Below are 15,464 nucleotides of genomic sequence, written 5' to 3' on the forward strand. Positions count from 1 at the left end.
GGGAAACCCACGCGAACCCGGCGGAACGACGACGCCCCCGGGCCTTCCCCTTATCCACGCGCGCGATCGCATGCATGCGGGAGACCCCACGCACACCGGTCCGGGAGACCTCCTCCCGTATCCGCAACGCGGCCGGCAGACGCCCCCGCACACGACCCGCACACGACCCGGACCCGGCCGCGACCCGGCACCAACCCCTCCCCGCGAACCATGGCGATCGCACATGGACCGCGGAAAAGACCGGTGCCAAGCCGACAGCGGACCGGACCAACGGACCCGCAATCAACAATCCAAACAAAACCCCTGCGCAACAGCACGCGGCAACAGTCCTGCCGTGCCGTCAACCCCTATAGCCCCGGCACGCTCTCAGTGCGAAGCCGCACTGATACGGCCCAGCGCGATCGCTGTGGTCAGCACATACGCCTCGCGCGGATTCGTCGCGTCCCAACCAGTCGTGTCGGCGGCACGCTTCAAACGGTAGCGCACCGTATTCGGATGCACGTTCAGTGTGCGGGCCGTGGTTTCCAATGAACCCCCCGAAGCCAGGAACGTGGACACGGTCAGCATCGTCGTATCATCCTGATTATCACCGGCAAGCGAAGCGTACACCACCTCGACCAATTCACGTCGCGCATCCTCGTCACCCAACAGGGCGCGTTCCGGAAGCGCATCCTCCGCACGCAGCGGCACGGCAGGGCGCCGTGACGGCGGGAACGCCTTCTTCGCGGTCTTCACATCCGCACCGCCATCCGCAGTCTCATTGCCGCTGGCAGCGGTGTCGCCCGCGGCAGCGACGGACGAAGCGTGCGTGCGTATCGGCGCGAGCGCGGCGGACGCACGCAACGTCGTCAACGCGGCCGTCAACGTCGCCGCCGCGCCGGGCACGCCGTGACGCACCGGACCGAGGCACAGTGGTGCCGCATCGGTGTCGAAACAGTCGGATACCGCAGTACACGTCACTTCAGGTCTCACCGCGGCCTTCACGGCGATCAGAGCCGCCACCTCACCGTCGCGCACGCCAATCAGCGGCGCGTCACCCCCCAAATCGATGACCTTGCGGTTCACCTGCTGCACCGTCGCCTGCACGGTGGCGGCGGGCTTTCCCGCAATCGCGAAACAGGCGAAATCACCGTCGAAACCGAGCGCGCGCAGCAGCGACGCCACACGCCCGTCGCTCAATCCGGACGTCAGACATTCGAACGTGATCTGATTCAACCGTGCACGCGCATCCCCGCCTCCGACGATACCGTTTTCGGGATTGGAGCCGTCGTCACGCGTCAACAAGTCGAGAAAATCAGTCATGCACACCAGTGTAGTGATTCGGCGCGGCGTAACCGAGCGCGCGCAACGAGTCGTCCATACGAACGGTACGTCACCGGTTCTTGAAATACCGGAACAGGCTCCGCTCTCGGATCAGGCACGCGCCGAGCAGCGCGCCCGCCATCACGCCCACGTATGCGGCGGCGGGCACGCGCAGCAGCGTGTCCGCGAGGGCGTGCGCGTCCGCATCCGTGTTCTCCAGCCACATCCACGCCAGTACCGGCGCGCACAGCAGCATCGCGACGCACGCCCACACGCACGTTTCGACGAGCGTCTGCACGATCATCGCCGGTTTCGGCACGCCGCAATGCAATGCTGAGGCGAGTTCGAGACGCCGCAGCCATACGGCGAGGAATCCCGCCATGAGCGCGATCGCGCCCGCCACGATCGGCGCGATCGCGGTCAATCTTGTACGGAACGCGGCGGTCGCGTCGAACGTGCGTCCTTCGGACGTGTTGAGTTGGGAGATCGTCGGCCGTTCCTGCGTGTTCGAGGCGTCGCCCACGGTGACGACGCGCAGCAACGATTCGATGCCGTCCGGCACCGGCCACGCCTTCACCCAGCATTGGTCGAACAGGTCGCCGTCGCCCGCGGGTACGGGCGTGACCGCCGCGTACGTGAATCCGCTTTGGCGTCCGTCGTCGGGCCAGTCGTAGACTCCGGCGACGCGCGCCGTCGTGTCGTCGCGCAACGTGATCGTCGATCCGGCGTGCGCGGCGATCGGTTCGGCAGCGTCCGAGGACAGCCATACGCCGTCCATCATGCGCGGTGTAGTGCGGACGGTGTCGCGCGCGTCGGTCGTCGCGTTCGCGAACACGCCGACGGCGCCCGGCGTCGCCTCGAACGTGGGCACGCCGGTCGACGGCAGTGCGGCGAACGTGAGCCGCGAGGTCGAATCGCGCACCGCGCCGGCGGCGATGACGCCGTCGAGCGAGGCGAGACGGTCGCATGCGGTGCCGTCGATGTGATCGTTGTACGTGATGATGGTGGTGGAGCCGCCGGACGCGACGAACGCGTCCGCGCGGCGCTGGATCGACGTGATTGACGCGAGGTCGGCGCCCGTGCACAGGAGGATGAGGCAGGCGAGGGTGACGGCCATCGCGCACATGTGCGTCGTGCCGGAGGCGAGGTTGCGTATGGCTTCGTCGAGGATGCCGGTCAGGCGCATGCGCGGTGTGCGGTGCGGCGTGGTGCCGTGGGGAATCGGTTCGTTCATGATGTTCCCCTCCTACTGCCAGTCGCCGAGGTCGATGAGATCGGTGCATGCGTCGCGCGTGCGCGGGTCGTGCGTGGCGACCACGACGATCGCGCCGCCGAGCGACAGCGCGTGCAGTCGCGCGTTCACGGTGGCGGCGGTGTTGAGGTCGAGCTGTGCGGTCGGCTCGTCGACGAGCATGAGGTCGGCGCCGCTGGCCACGCCGCGTGCGAGCATGAGCCGCTGCGCCTCGCCTCCGGACAGGTCGCGGAACCGTTTGCCGGCGAGCGATTCCAGACCGAACGCGTCGAGCAGTTCGCGCGCGTGCGCTTCGGCCTGCGTGCGCCGTTCGCCTCGTGCGATGAACGGCAACGATACGTGGTCGATCGCGGTGCGTCGGGCCACGCCGTGCGGGTTCTGCAATACCCAGTTGACGCGGTTGCATCCGAAACGTTCCACGGTGCCGCGCGCGGGTGTGGTCCAGCCGGCGATGATCGACAGCAATGTCGATTTGCCGGAGCCGGATGGGCCGGTGAGCGCGTACACGTGCCGGGGCAGCAGCGTGACGGTCAGGTGGCGGAAGAGCATGTCCTCGCCGGTGGGGTCGAACGTGTGGCCGACGTCGGTGAGGACGACGCGGCGGTCGGTGGTGTCGGTGGCGGTGGAGGTGCTGTTGCTGGCGGTGCCGGCGTCGTGGGCGTCGGGTATGTCGGGTGTGGTCGTATTGCTCGCGTCGCGTGTGGCGTGGAGAGCGGTCGTGTCGTCGCTCATGGCGTCACTTCCGGCACGGTGCGCTGGTGGCGGGGGAGACGTCCACCGTGGCGAACGGGTCGACGCCGTCCGGCGAGACCATCGTCTTGCCGAGTTGCGAGGCGATGATGGTGACTGGCGTGGGTTCGCCCGTGACGGTCACGCATGCGGTTCCGCCGGACATGTCGTACAACGCGGATGGCGGCACCGCGATCGACTCGATCGGATTCGCGAGACGCCACGTGAACGAGACCTGCATCGTGCTTCCTTCGCCGCCTGACCCTGCGCCCGCGTCCGTGCCTGCCGGTGCGGAGCCCGACGTGCCGCCGCCCATCGCGGCGAGCCGGTATTCGGCGCTTGACGTGATCGCCGCCATGGCCGTCTGGTCGGTCAGTTCGGTCGTGCCGGCGGGTACGGGAATGTACTGCTTGTTGATGGAGACGATGCGGTCGCCCGCGATGGCGGCCGACGATTGCGTGGACTGCGATGATTGCCCCGATTGCGCGGATTGCGTTGTCTGCGAGTTCGGGAACGTGGCCTTGACGGGCATGGCGGAGGTGACGAACAGGTCCGCGCCCTGCGTGATCTGCCGCCCGACCGCGGCCCGGCAGTCGGCGACGGTCACGGCGGACGCGGGAAGCCAGATGAAGAACGAGGGGTCGATGGCCCAACCGCCCTCCTTGGTGATGCGACGGCCGCCGACGCTGTCCGCGAGCGCGTTGTACGCGACGATGGAATCCCAGACGAACCAGTCGGAGTCCGGTGCGGCGTAGCCGAGCGCGCGCAACGCGTCGTTCAGCGCGCGGGCGTCCGGTCCCCGCGTGCCGCTGGTCAGGCGGCGGTACGGTGGGGTTGCGGTGTTGAGCGCGAGCTGGGGCACGGCGTCCACGGCGATCGGGGCGGAGCCGGATGTGACGGTCGCGCCTTTCGCGCAGGCGGTGGACGTGACCGTGCCGGACACGGGCGAGACGATCGTCGAGGAGGAGCCGAGCGTCAAGGTGAGCTGGACGGAGCGCGAGTCGTCGAATCGTGTGGACGTGACCTTCATGCTGCCGGCCGGGGTCTTCGACTCCAACGATTGGGGGATGCGCGAGCGTGTGAGCAGGAAGCCGCCGGCCAGTCCCGACGACAGCAGCAGCGCCGCCAACAGGACGATCACGGATATGGTGACGCCCGTGCGCGCGGGCGTGGCGCCTTTGCGCGTCTTGGTTCCCTTCTTGCCCCGCATCGTGTCCCCTCCTTGGATTTGCCGGTCTGCCGGTTGTTCGGTTTGTCGGCCGTGCGTCGTCGCCGGCCGTCTGCCTTGTTCCCGCTTCCCACTCTATGCCGTGCGCGCGGTGCGCGGCGTGCGTCGCCGTCGTCCGGGGGATGACGGGTACCGGCGGGGCCGGCGGCTGATGGCTGTCAGCCGGCGTTGACCGGGTCCTGCATGCAGGCGTAGAACTGCTGATAGTCGGGCGAGGTATTGTCCATGTACTTGCCGAACGTGGCCATGAACCGGTCGTTGTCGCGGTTGATGTCCTGGTATTCCTGCAGGGTCATGTCCTGCGGCGCGTAGCCGTGCTTCACCAGACAGGCGAGCGCCCGCTTCTCGAGCTCGTCCGGGGCTAGGTTGTCCGGGTTGGAGTGCAGGGAGTCGTACAGGGGTATGAGCTGCATGTACCCGGTCTTGGGATTGCACACGTCGGTGGCGCGATGCAGTTCCTCCGCGCTGACGTCGGCTCCGGTGGCGCTGCCCGTGGTCTCGCCGGTGTCCGTGTAGTCCCAGATCAGGCCCTGCTCCTTCATGCAGGAGACGTACGCGGATTTGAACTCCTCGAACTCCGCGTCGGTGATCTTCGAATCCTTGAGGATGCCCTTGACCAGCGTGTTGTCGGTCTCCTCGTAGTTCTTGCGGAATTCGGCGGCGTACGGGCCGGTGAACTCCGGCTGCGCATCCGTCGCCGTGGATTGCCCGCAGGACGCCATGGCGAGCGACAGGGCCACGATGCCCATCGTCGCGACGATCCTGCACATATGACGTATGTGACGCATCGGTGCTCCCTTCATGAGTACGGACCGCGGTTCGATACGGCTTCCTTGCACTACCTTGGTCCTTATCGTTTTTCATTCTACTGCTGTTGGTCCATCACTTGACAAGTGCCGTAGGTGCCTTCTTGCCGGTTCCGATGCGAACGGCGTCGATATGGATGGATGATGTGGCGGTTCAGGATTGGCATTGACGAAGACTGTTCTGGTAGTCGGCATCGTTGGCGTTCTCCGCGGAGAAGGGGCCTGATCCGTTGGCGAGATCGGTGTCGTAGTCGTTGACCGTGTAACCTCTATCCACGAGTCCCTTCTCGATCAGGCAGGCGATGATGGTCTTCCGGATATCCTTGTTGTCCGGATTCATCTGGACCGAGGCGACCAGACTTCGGATGGCCGCGGTGCCGTTACGTTGATCGCAGGTCTGCTGGACCTCGTTGGTCCGTTCTCCCCAGGCCGATCTCTCTTCTTCGGATAGGCCTGACGGCGGATAGACGCTTCCGGCACCGGTCTTATCGAAGTCGAAGGATCCGGGGTCGTATCCATGGTCGATGAAGCATTGATCGTATTGCTCCTTGAGTTCGTTCAGCTCGCTCTCGGTCACGACACCGTCCTCAAGGATCGACGAGCCCAGCTTGCCTTCGTCGCCGGCGCTGCGCAATTGCGATCGTACGGTGTTCAGTTCCGTGGAATAACTGGTGTTGAGGTCGTAGCCGTCGGTCGTCTTGGCGTTCGTGTCCGTGTCATGTCCGCCGAACATATTCGTGGTGCATCCGACGAGCGCAATGATTATGCATATGGTGCCTATCAGTAGAAAGAGACGTTCAGCGAATCGTGTTGTCGTACCCAAGGTAGCTCCTCACATCATCGATCACGACGAATACCACGGGAAGCGTGATTCCTGATAACAGGGCGAGAAGTCGTTTCTCATGGCCGTTCCTTTCGGTGGGTATCCCGCATCGTTGCGGAACGATTCCATAATCGCAGCATGGAGTATGGGTGACGCGCCGATGACGATGCGCGATGTAAGCCTGAGGTCGACATCCATGTCATCGCTCCACACGATGCGTAACGGGTCGGGAGAGGTGAAAGTGTGGAGAGTGGCCTCTCCACACGTGACGTATATGGGGATTCAGGCACAAGTGTGGAGCGCCACTGCTCCACGCAAACTGGTAAGGTCAACATACCAGTTTTACATTATCTGGTAAGATAAAGCTACCAGTTTGATTTACGTGGGGGAGGTCGGCAATGACGAATCCGGTAATCGACGAGAAGATACGGGATTTCGATCTCGACGACTTCCGCCCTATCGTCCATCGTGAGTTGGATATGGGCGCACCCGCCCGGCCGAAGGTGGGCAACCTCGTCAAAGTGGTCACCGGAATGAGGCGGAGCGGCAAGAGCTATCGGCTGTTTCAGGAGATGGAGTCGCTGCTGGACTCAGGCGTCGGCGCGGACCGCATCTGCTATTTCAACTTCGAGGACGATCGTCTGGGAACGATCACCCCGGCGACGGGAGATGCGGTGCTCGCCGCATTCTACGGCAGGTATCCCGAAGCGGTGAAGGAAGGCGCGTACCTGTTCTTCGACGAACTGCAGGAGATGGACGGCTGGGGCGCATGGCTGAGACGCGTGGTCGACACCACGAAGGCCACGATCTACGTGACCGGGTCATCCTCCAAGATGCTGTCGACGGAAATCGCCACGGAGTTCCGCGGGCGCGCGCTCGATTTCGAACTGCTGCCGTACTCGTTCCGCGAGTTCGTCACCTCGCGTGGACTGCTCGACGCGGACGGACACGACGATGCGGACGGATACGACAGGACGGAACGGCTCATACTGGCCAATGCGATGAGGAACTACCTGAATCAGGGAGGATTCCCGGCCGTCGCCGGGCTGCCCGCCCCCCAGCGCATCGCATTGCTGCAATCATATGCGCAGCGCGTGGTCGCCCGTGATGTGGTCGAGCGCCATGACGTGGCGCGTCCCCGCGTCGCCGCAGCGCTCGCGCGGCGCGCGCTCGGCTCCAACGGCAAACGGATGCCGATACGCAAAGTGGAGAACGACCTGCGCTCCCTGGGCATAGGCACCAGTCGTGAGCTGCTCGGCGATTTGATGGGATACTTCGAAAACGCGTACCTGCTGTTCCGCATGCGCGAATTCTCGGTTTCGCTGAGCGAGCGGACCACGATGACGCCGAAGGTCTACGCCGTGGACCCGGGTCTGGCCGTCGCCGTGTCCGGGGCGAACGTCGATGATATGGGACAGCGGCTGGAGGACGCCGTGTACCTGGAACTGCGGCGGCGAACCATCGGTTTCAGGCGGGACGGCATCTCCTCCTACCACACCAGGGAACACGGCTACGAAGTGGATTTCGTGGTTGGGGACGCGCTGGAGGGCAGCGCGTACGAGCTGTATCAGGTCACGGCGAACATGGATGACGAGGCCACCCGACGGCGTGAGACGAGGGCTCTGTGGGAGCTGATGGAGGAACAGGGGCTTTCCGAAGGAACCATCATCGTGGCGGACGGCGACGAACGCGACTACGAACGGGAGGGCGGCGTCATCCACCAGATACCGGCATGGCGGTGGTTCATGCGCGGGGCCGACGCGTCATAGACTAGATGTCGGCGAGGCGGCGCGGCCGTCGCTGTGTCGGCCGCGGCTACCTGTGCGCCGCGTCTGTGCGCGAATCACGCCAGAAGGTGAGGCACAGGAAGCCGAAGCAGAAGGCGACCGGCAGCATGTGGCGTTCGAAATTGTTCGCGGGCGCGGTGATCATCACGCCCATGAGCAGCAGCAGCGGAAGGTGCCAGGCGAGCGCCCGCCAGCGGCGCAGCACCACCTCGGCCGCGCCGACGAGCAGCGTGAGAATCACATAGAAATTGCCGTGCGTCACCCAGCCGAGCATGGGGACCGCGCCCCACGCGTCAGCCGCGTCCGCCACCTTCGAACGCCAATCATGGTTCACGTATCTGATCCATGTCGAATTCTTCTGCACGTAGTCGCTGCCCACGTAGTAGCTCATCGACACGTACGGCATGTCCGCCACATCGAAGTACCCGTAGCATTTCGCCATCAACGCGTCGAAGGCCACCACCGGATTCGCCTTGACGATCTCCAGCCACGCCTTGTTGAATCCGTCCATATCCTCCGGCTTCACCGACCGCCAGCGATAGCTCACCTTCTTCGACTGGATGCCCGACGACTTCACCGGGTCCGCGTCCTGCGGGAAGTACGCGTCGGCCATCTGGTCGAGATTGAACACGGGGGCGAGCTCCTCGCGCGCGGAGTCGGGTATCGAATCGGGGTCGCGCTGGGCGACGCGCGCGATCATCTGCAGCTGCACGCCGTGGCTTTCGATCGGGTCGCCGCCGATGATCGCCCCGGACGATATCGCCATCGAGATGCCGCCGTGGATGAGCACCGTCGGCAGCAGCAGCGCGACCACGTAGGTGGCCCATCGGCGGCGGTCGGCGAGCAAGGCGAGCACGAACTCGAAAGCGAGCACATACCATGCGTATTTCGCCGAGACGAGCATCACGCAGTTCGCCGCGACGAACGCGAGCAGCGTACGACGCGGCAGACGGACGATGCGGCGGGCCATCGGGAAGCGGGATTCGGCGTCGCCGCCCGTCGCGTACAGTTCGTACCAGAAGCCGAACGCCCACAGGAACGCGAACGCGAACAGCGGGGATTTCGTCAACGAAATCGTGGAGAACACGGCGAGCGGGCAGACGAGGAAGAACACGATGACCGCCACGCGTGCGCCCGCGTGCGCCGCTTCGGGCGGCAGGACGGGACGCACGCCCCGTTCGGGGCGGGCGAACGTGCGCGGGCGGAACAGTCCGCCGCGTTCGGGATGCGCGAAGTCGCCGCGCGCGGCCCGAACGCCGGCGCGGCGCAGCCACGGCAGGTTGAGGAAGCGGTGCGCGGTCGCGGCCGTGCAGCACACGGCGAACAGGAACTGCGCCGCGGCGAGCACGATCACGCCCCAATCGTTCGATCCGGTCAGATACCGGCTGGCGGCCATCGTCGCGCCGTAGAACAGGGTGAGCACGATGTTGTGCTGATCGGTCAGATACGTGGGATCGGCGGGCCACAGGTAGTGCGCGGTGGGGTAGATGTCCATCGGGGCGAACGAGAAGAACCCGATGTACGGCTGCTTCAATCCCGTCCACTGGTTCCACGCCCAGCTGAACTCGCGCGCCTGGCTGCGCAGGTCCGCGCCGAACGCGGCGAGCAGCGTGGTCGGCGCCCACAGCCAGCCGAGAAGGAATATCGTCCACAGTTTCCAACGGCGGTCGGTGAGGCGGACGATCCAGCGTGAGAGGAACGCGCGCACGTGGCGCAGCGCCGTACGCACGCGCGCCCGCCAGCCGTGCGCGACCGGCGCGGCGCCGGCGCCGCACGCACGCTCGTGCGCGGCACCGACAGCGCCCGTACCCGTACGGCCCGTGCGGCCCGCACGCCACCGGAACGGCGGCAGACCGCGCCCCACGCGCACCAGCGCGATGACGAGCAGCATGGAGATGACGAACGCGATGACGCCGTACAACGCGTTCACCCAGCCGAAGCGTGCGATCGAGGAATCCTCCCAGTACAGCGGGCCGACGGCCGTGCACCAGGCCAGCCACAGGCATGCGGCCGCGGCCAGCGCCCACCGCGCCGCCGCCGCGATCCGCGAGAGGCCGCCGCGATGCGGCATGGCCGGTGCATTCGGTTCGGGGGGATTCGCTGTGACATCGCTCATAGGGAAGTATTCTACAGTCGCGCCCGTCGCGGCAGAGCGCCCACCAGCCCATGGTTCCGGTGCGTGAACGGGTCGTGTTGACGCGGGGGAGGGGTGGGGCGTATGGTGAAGCCCATGATGTCACTGTTGAAGGTCGCAGCGCCGCGACTTGAGGAAACACGCGCCGTTGCGGACAAGGTCGTATCGCTCGCCGAATCCGGGTCGACGCATGCCGACGCGCGCGACATGATCGAACGCCACGAGATCGCGTTGGACGGCGGCGGCCGGCTGCCCGTCACCGTGATCGCCGCCGACTATCTGAACAATGCGCTCGTGCGGTTCGGCCGGCAATGGATCACCGCGCCGGGCAAGTCGTTGACCGCGACGTTCGTGAGCGTGATCCCCTCCGCCGTAGCCGATGACGAGATGGTCAACGGGTGGTTGGCGATGCTGGCTGGCCTCTCCACGCTCGACGCGCTCGAAGGCGCCATCGACGCATGCGGCGCACGCCCGTTCGAGGAGGATTGCGGATTCCGGTTGAAGTGGCCGAACGACGTGTACTGCCATGGACTCAAGCTCGGCGGCACCGTCGCCGAAGTGCAGCCGCTGCCCGACGACTCCACGCGGCGTGCGCTGGTGGTCAGCGTCGGCCTCAATCTGACGATGCCCGCCGACCATCTGCCCACGCCGCAGGCCACGTCGCTGCAGATGAACGTCGGTCCGCTGCCGCCGGTCGACGACCTGCGCGACATGATCGTCTCGCGTTATGTGGTCTCGTTGCGCGAACGTCTCGGCGCGTTCGTGGAGGCGCCGGGCCCCGAGGCTGGCAGGATGCGCACGGAGATGCGTCACGTGTGCTGGATGATGGGACGCGTCGTCGACGCGCAGCTCATCGACGGCACCGCCGTGCACGGCGAGGTCGTCGCATTGAACGACGATGCGTCGATCAGCGTGCGCACCGACGACGGCGACGTGCGCGCGCTGCTGGCCAGCGAGGTCGGCCTGCTGCAGCAGTAGCGACGTGGCGCGTCTCGCCGGTGCCGCGCGGCACGTGCGCACCGGCGAGACGCGCTCAACGCAGACGCGCCAGACCGGCGGCGACGGCGGCGGCGACGAACGCCTTGACGATGTCGCCGATGATGAAGGCCATCGAGGCGATGGTCACGGCGAGGATGGGCGCACCGGTCAGCGCGGACTGGACGAGCACGCCGAACAGATACACGACGCCCACGCCGCCCAGGATCGCGGCGGCGAAGTAGCGCAGCGCGGTGAACAGCGTGCGTGCGGCGCTCTCGCCGCGCTGGGCCGCACGGCCCCTGACGAGGGCGATGACGACCACGCCGGGCAGGAAGCCGATGAGGAAGCCTGCGCTCGGGCCGAGCAGCGCCATCGTCGACGCGCCGCCGGCGAACACGGGCAGGCCGAGCGCGCCGGCCGCCAGATACGCGGCGACGGCCGAACCCGCCTGACGCCATGTGAGCATGAGGCCGGCGAGCATCACGACGAACGTCTGCAACGTGATCGGCACCGGCGTGCCGGGCACCGGGATCTCGCCCGCGGCGGCGGAGACCCACATGAGCACGGCGAACAGGGCCGGCTTCCACGATACGGACACGATGCGGCGCGCGGTCGAGACGGCCTTGGAGGTGGCCTTCGTACGGGCCGCGGGGGTATTGGACTGCATGATGATTCCCTTCATAAGACGGTCGGCCCCGCATACGGGAGGCCGGCATCGCGCGGACGCCGGGCGACGGCGGGGACGCCATGGCCGTGCGATGTTGCAACCGAGGATAAAACCGCAAGGCTACGGTGACGTTTGTGGAAGGCGACAAAAGAACGACGCCCGTTTTGTAGACGATTCGATTGAAAGCGTCAGTTCAGGGGGGCAGAATCGTGGAGCATGGGGCAATCCGTCAACAAACTACTCATCGCCAATCGCGGCGAGATCGCCATGCGCGTCGTCAGGACCGCGCGCGAAATGGGCATCGCCACGGTGGCCGTGTACTCGGAACAGGATCGTGACGCGCAGTACGTCGGTCTGGCCGACGAGGCCTACCTGCTGCCCGGCGACACCTATCAGGACACGTATCTCAACGAGAACCTCCTCATCGACATCCTGCACCGCTCCGGCGCGGACGCCGTGCACCCCGGCTACGGGTTCCTGTCCGAAGTGCCGTCCTTCGCCGCCAAGGTCGAGGAGGCCGGGGCGGTCTGGGTGGGCCCGCACCGCACGGCGCTCACCGAACTCGGCGACAAGATCACCGCACGCCGCGTCGCCACGCGCGCCAAGGTGCCGCCCGTGCCCGGCCTGTCCGAACCGGTCAAGGACATCCGAACGCTGCTCGACTTCGCGCACACGCACGGCTATCCGATCATGATGAAGCGCACGGACGGCGGCGGCGGCCACGGCATCACCGTGGTACGCGATGACGAGGAGCTGCGCCGCTTCTACACCAACCATGACGCGCTCGAAGGCGGCGACCTCGACGAATACTTCATCGAGAAGTTCATCGACAAGGCACGCCACGTCGAAACGCAATCCGGGCGCGACTGCCACGGGAACTTCACCGTGTACTCCACGCGCGACTGCTCGCTGCAGCGGCGCAACCAGAAGCTCGTCGAGGAGGCGCCGGCGCCGTACCTTTCCGGCAAGGTGACCGACACGCTCAAGGAGTATTCGCGCAGCCTGTTCGAGACGGTCGGGTACACGGGGCTCGGCACCTGCGAGTTCATGGTCACCCCGAACGGCAAGGTCTACTTCCTCGAGGTCAATCCGCGACTGCAGGTCGAACACACCGTCTCCGAAGAGGTGTGCGGGCTCGACCTGGTGCGCGAACAGCTCGTCATCGCGGCCGGCGGGAACCTGACGCCCGCGCCCGAACCGCGCGGCCACAGCTTCGAGCTGCGCATCACCTCCGAGGATCCGGCCACGAACCTCACGCCGTCGGCCGGCACGCTGGAGCGCATCGTCTGGCCGTCCGGTCCCGGCGTGCGCATCGACACGGGCGTCGTCGAAGGCGACACCGTCTCGCCGAAGTTCGATTCGATGATGGGCAAGGTCGTAGTCACCGCGCAGGACCGTGCCGCCGCCGTCGCGCGCGTGCGCCGCGTGCTCGACGAAATGGTCATCGAAGGCGTGCCGACGCCGATCCCGCTGTTCAAGGAGATCTTCCGCAACGACGCGTTCACCGCCGAGCACGGGCACGCGTTCGATGTGAGCACGAAATGGCTGGAACGCACGTACCTCAACCGCGAGGCGGACGCGGCGCGCGGCGGGCAGCCGGCGTCGCTCTCCGGCGGCGAGGACGCGAAACGCGTCGAGACCGAGACGTTCGTCATCGAGATGAACGACCGGCGCGTCAAACTCACCGTGCCATCCGACATCGTCGCCGACCTCACCGGCGGCTCACGCGTGCGTGGCGTGCAGCGGCCCACGCAGCCGTTGCGCGGCTCCGGCTCGCACGTGGGCGCCGGTTCGGCGCGCGCAAGCGTCGACGACGGCGCCAAGTCGGGCGTCATCGCCTCGCCGATGCAGGCCGTCGTCACGCGCATCAACGTGGCCGAAGGCCAGCAGGTGGCCAAGGGCGATCTGCTCGTCGTATTGGAATCCATGAAGATGGAGAACTACGTGTACGCGCCTGCGGCCGGCACGGTCAAGAAGATCTTCGTCGGCCCGGCGGACGGCGTCGAGGCGGGCGATACGTTGGTCACGCTGGACGTGGTTGGGGCGTCCGGCTCGACCGGCCATGCGGGGCGTGCGGCGGACGGCCATGACGGCGAGGGGAAGGAGAACGCGCAATGACCGACATCGTGAACCTCGAGGCGGTACGCCAGGCCGTGGCCCAGCCCGAAACGCAGGGCGGGGGCGACGGCCGCCAGCCGTTGCGCGCGGCCGTCGCCAAGGCCGCCGAACTCGCGCGCGCCGCCGAGGAGCGCGCCCGCGACAAGCAGCACGCCAAACACAAGAAGACCGCGCGCGAACGCCTCGACCTGCTGTTCGACACCGGTACCTTCGAGGAGATCGGCCGCTTCCAGGGCGGCGACATCAACGCCGGCAAGGCCGGCGCCGCCGTCATCACCGGCTTCGGCAAGGTCTACGGGCGTAAGGTCGCCGTCTACGCGCAGGACTTCTCCGTCAAGGGCGGCACGCTCGGTACCGCGGAGGGCGAGAAGATCTGCCATCTCATGGATCTGGCCATCTCGCTCGGCGTGCCGATCGTCGCCATCGTGGACTCGGGCGGCGCGCGCATCCAGGAAGGCGTCGCCGCGCTCACCCAATACGGCCGCATCTTCCGCAAGACCTGCGAGGCGAGCGGATTCGTGCCGCAGATCTCGCTGATCCTCGGACCGTGCGCGGGCGGCGCCGTCTACTGCCCGGCGTTGACCGACCTCATCATCATGACGCGCGAGAACTCCGACATGTTCGTCACCGGGCCGGACGTCGTCAAGGCCGCCACCGGCGAGACGATCTCCATGGCCGACCTCGGCGGCGGCGAGGTGCACAACCGCAAGTCTGGCGTCGCCCACTACCTCGGCGCGGACGAATCCGACGCCATCGACTACGCGCGCACCGTGCTCGCCTACCTGCCGTCCAATTGCGGCGAGCAGCCGCCTACCTACGCGTACGCCGCCACGCGCTCCGAACGCGAGACCGCACGGCGTCTGACCACCATCGTGCCCGACAATGACCGCCAGCCCTACGACATGCTCGACGTGATCCGCTGCATCGTCGACTATGGCGAATTCGTGCAGGTGCATGAACTGTTCGCCGCCTCCGCGATCGTCGGCTTCGCCTGCGTCGAAGGGCGCCCGGTGGGCGTCATCGCGAACCAGCCGAACGTCAACGCCGGCATCCTCGACGTGGATTCCTCCGAAAAGATCGCACGCTTCGTGCGCCTGTGCGACGCGTTCAACCTGCCCGTCATCACGCTCGTGGACACGCCCGGCTACAAGCCCGGCGCCGAACAGGAGCATGCGGGCATCATCCGCCGCGGCGCCAAGGTCATCTACGCGTACGCGAACGCGCAGGTGCCGCTCGTCACCGTCGTATTGCGCAAGGCGTTCGGCGGCGCGTACATCGTGATGGGGTCGAAGGCGATCGGCGCCGACATGAACTTCGCCTGGCCGTCCTCGCAGATCGCCGTGCTCGGCGCCGCCGGGGCGGTCAACATCATCCACCGTCACGACCTCGCCAAGGCCAAGGCGTCCGGCAAGGACGTCGAAGCGCTGCGCAAGCGGTACATCGACGAATACGAGGAGACCACCGTCAACGCGAACCTCTCGCTGGAACTCGGGCAGATCGACGCGATGATCGACCCCGAACAGACCCGCGAGGCCATCACGGAATCGCTCGCCACGCTCGCCGGCAAACGCCGCACGCGCACGGTCGACAAGCACCACGGCAACCAGCCGCTCTGACGTGACGGCCGCACAACGCACAAC

Annotated in this window: 12 protein-coding genes; 4 read left to right on the forward strand and 8 right to left on the reverse strand. The window is 66.5% G+C overall.

Annotated elements, in window-relative coordinates; all coding sequences use genetic code 11:
- Positions 1 to 366: 366 nt before the first annotated feature.
- The 6 genes from BFAL_RS07750 to BFAL_RS07775 form a co-directional block, all read right to left on the reverse strand.
- Positions 367 to 1,302 (reverse strand): PucR family transcriptional regulator, encoded by a 936-nt coding sequence (locus BFAL_RS07750; RefSeq protein WP_055427840.1) that lies wholly within the window; start codon positions 1,300 to 1,302, stop codon positions 367 to 369.
- Between the two features lie 70 nt (positions 1,303 to 1,372).
- Positions 1,373 to 2,536 carry a hypothetical protein gene (locus BFAL_RS07755; protein WP_055427841.1) on the reverse strand — a complete coding sequence of 388 codons (1,164 nt, stop codon included), beginning with the start codon at positions 2,534 to 2,536 and terminating at the stop codon, positions 1,373 to 1,375.
- Between the two features lie 12 nt (positions 2,537 to 2,548).
- Positions 2,549 to 3,286: an ATP-binding cassette domain-containing protein gene (locus BFAL_RS07760; protein WP_082440467.1), complete on the reverse strand. Its 738-nt coding sequence runs from the start codon at positions 3,284 to 3,286 to the stop codon at positions 2,549 to 2,551.
- 4 nt (positions 3,287 to 3,290) lie between these two features.
- On the reverse strand, positions 3,291 to 4,493 hold the full coding sequence (locus BFAL_RS07765) for a hypothetical protein (RefSeq protein WP_055427842.1): 1,203 nt from the start codon (positions 4,491 to 4,493) through the stop codon (positions 3,291 to 3,293).
- Positions 4,494 to 4,669: 176 nt separating this feature from the next.
- Positions 4,670 to 5,299: a hypothetical protein gene (locus BFAL_RS07770; protein WP_152973592.1), complete on the reverse strand. Its 630-nt coding sequence runs from the start codon at positions 5,297 to 5,299 to the stop codon at positions 4,670 to 4,672.
- A 172-nt stretch (positions 5,300 to 5,471) separates the two neighbouring features.
- Positions 5,472 to 6,050 carry a hypothetical protein gene (locus BFAL_RS07775; protein ID WP_055427844.1) on the reverse strand — a complete coding sequence of 193 codons (579 nt, stop codon included), beginning with the start codon at positions 6,048 to 6,050 and terminating at the stop codon, positions 5,472 to 5,474.
- A 488-nt stretch (positions 6,051 to 6,538) separates the two neighbouring features.
- Here BFAL_RS07775 and BFAL_RS07780 point away from each other — a divergent pair, with 488 nt between their 5' ends.
- Complete coding sequence (locus BFAL_RS07780; protein WP_055427845.1) at positions 6,539 to 7,909, forward strand: ATP-binding protein; 1,371 nt, start codon at positions 6,539 to 6,541, stop codon at positions 7,907 to 7,909.
- Between the two features lie 46 nt (positions 7,910 to 7,955).
- On the opposite strand, the gene BFAL_RS07785 is transcribed toward BFAL_RS07780, so the two are convergent.
- Positions 7,956 to 9,998 (reverse strand): DUF6020 family protein, encoded by a 2,043-nt coding sequence (locus BFAL_RS07785; RefSeq protein ID WP_055427846.1) that lies wholly within the window; start codon positions 9,996 to 9,998, stop codon positions 7,956 to 7,958.
- A 159-nt stretch (positions 9,999 to 10,157) separates the two neighbouring features.
- Here BFAL_RS07785 and BFAL_RS07790 point away from each other — a divergent pair, with 159 nt between their 5' ends.
- Positions 10,158 to 11,039 (forward strand): biotin--[acetyl-CoA-carboxylase] ligase, encoded by an 882-nt coding sequence (locus BFAL_RS07790; RefSeq protein WP_055427855.1) that lies wholly within the window; start codon positions 10,158 to 10,160, stop codon positions 11,037 to 11,039.
- A gap of 55 nt (positions 11,040 to 11,094) precedes the next feature.
- Here BFAL_RS07790 and BFAL_RS07795 read toward each other — a convergent pair whose 3' ends face one another.
- Positions 11,095 to 11,706: a biotin transporter BioY gene (locus BFAL_RS07795; protein WP_055427847.1), complete on the reverse strand. Its 612-nt coding sequence runs from the start codon at positions 11,704 to 11,706 to the stop codon at positions 11,095 to 11,097.
- Between the two features lie 216 nt (positions 11,707 to 11,922).
- On the opposite strand from BFAL_RS07795, the gene BFAL_RS07800 reads away from it, so the two are divergent.
- Both BFAL_RS07800 and BFAL_RS07805 read left to right on the forward strand, forming a co-directional pair.
- Positions 11,923 to 13,824 carry an ATP-binding protein gene (locus BFAL_RS07800; protein ID WP_055427848.1) on the forward strand — a complete coding sequence of 634 codons (1,902 nt, stop codon included), beginning with the start codon at positions 11,923 to 11,925 and terminating at the stop codon, positions 13,822 to 13,824.
- The gene (locus BFAL_RS07805) at positions 13,821 to 15,440 is read left to right on the forward strand and encodes an acyl-CoA carboxylase subunit beta (RefSeq protein WP_055427849.1); all 1,620 of its coding nucleotides are present in this window, start codon (positions 13,821 to 13,823) and stop codon (positions 15,438 to 15,440) included. The genes BFAL_RS07800 and BFAL_RS07805 overlap by 4 nt, the downstream gene beginning before the upstream one ends.
- Positions 15,441 to 15,464: the final 24 nt, after the last annotated feature.

Source organism: Bifidobacterium aesculapii (assembly GCF_001417815.1).
Taxonomy (GTDB): Bacteria; Actinomycetota; Actinomycetes; order Actinomycetales; family Bifidobacteriaceae; genus Bifidobacterium; species Bifidobacterium aesculapii.

Excerpts from the sequence above, each read along its gene's own strand:
- BFAL_RS07750 (WP_055427840.1), bottom strand. The coding sequence starts at position 1,302 with ATGACTGATTTTCTCGACTTGTTGACGCGTGACGACGGCTCCAATCCC.
- BFAL_RS07755 (WP_055427841.1), bottom strand. The coding sequence starts at position 2,536 with ATGAACGAACCGATTCCCCACGGCACCACGCCGCACCGCACACCGCGC.
- BFAL_RS07760 (WP_082440467.1), bottom strand. The coding sequence starts at position 3,286 with ATGAGCGACGACACGACCGCTCTCCACGCCACACGCGACGCGAGCAAT.
- BFAL_RS07765 (WP_055427842.1), bottom strand. The coding sequence starts at position 4,493 with ATGCGGGGCAAGAAGGGAACCAAGACGCGCAAAGGCGCCACGCCCGCG.
- BFAL_RS07770 (WP_152973592.1), bottom strand. The coding sequence starts at position 5,299 with ATGCGTCACATACGTCATATGTGCAGGATCGTCGCGACGATGGGCATC.
- BFAL_RS07775 (WP_055427844.1), bottom strand. The coding sequence starts at position 6,050 with ATGTTCGGCGGACATGACACGGACACGAACGCCAAGACGACCGACGGC.
- BFAL_RS07780 (WP_055427845.1), top strand. The coding sequence starts at position 6,539 with ATGACGAATCCGGTAATCGACGAGAAGATACGGGATTTCGATCTCGAC.
- BFAL_RS07785 (WP_055427846.1), bottom strand. The coding sequence starts at position 9,998 with ATGCCGCATCGCGGCGGCCTCTCGCGGATCGCGGCGGCGGCGCGGTGG.
- BFAL_RS07790 (WP_055427855.1), top strand. The coding sequence starts at position 10,158 with ATGATGTCACTGTTGAAGGTCGCAGCGCCGCGACTTGAGGAAACACGC.
- BFAL_RS07795 (WP_055427847.1), bottom strand. The coding sequence starts at position 11,706 with ATGCAGTCCAATACCCCCGCGGCCCGTACGAAGGCCACCTCCAAGGCC.
- BFAL_RS07800 (WP_055427848.1), top strand. The coding sequence starts at position 11,923 with ATGGGGCAATCCGTCAACAAACTACTCATCGCCAATCGCGGCGAGATC.
- BFAL_RS07805 (WP_055427849.1), top strand. The coding sequence starts at position 13,821 with ATGACCGACATCGTGAACCTCGAGGCGGTACGCCAGGCCGTGGCCCAG.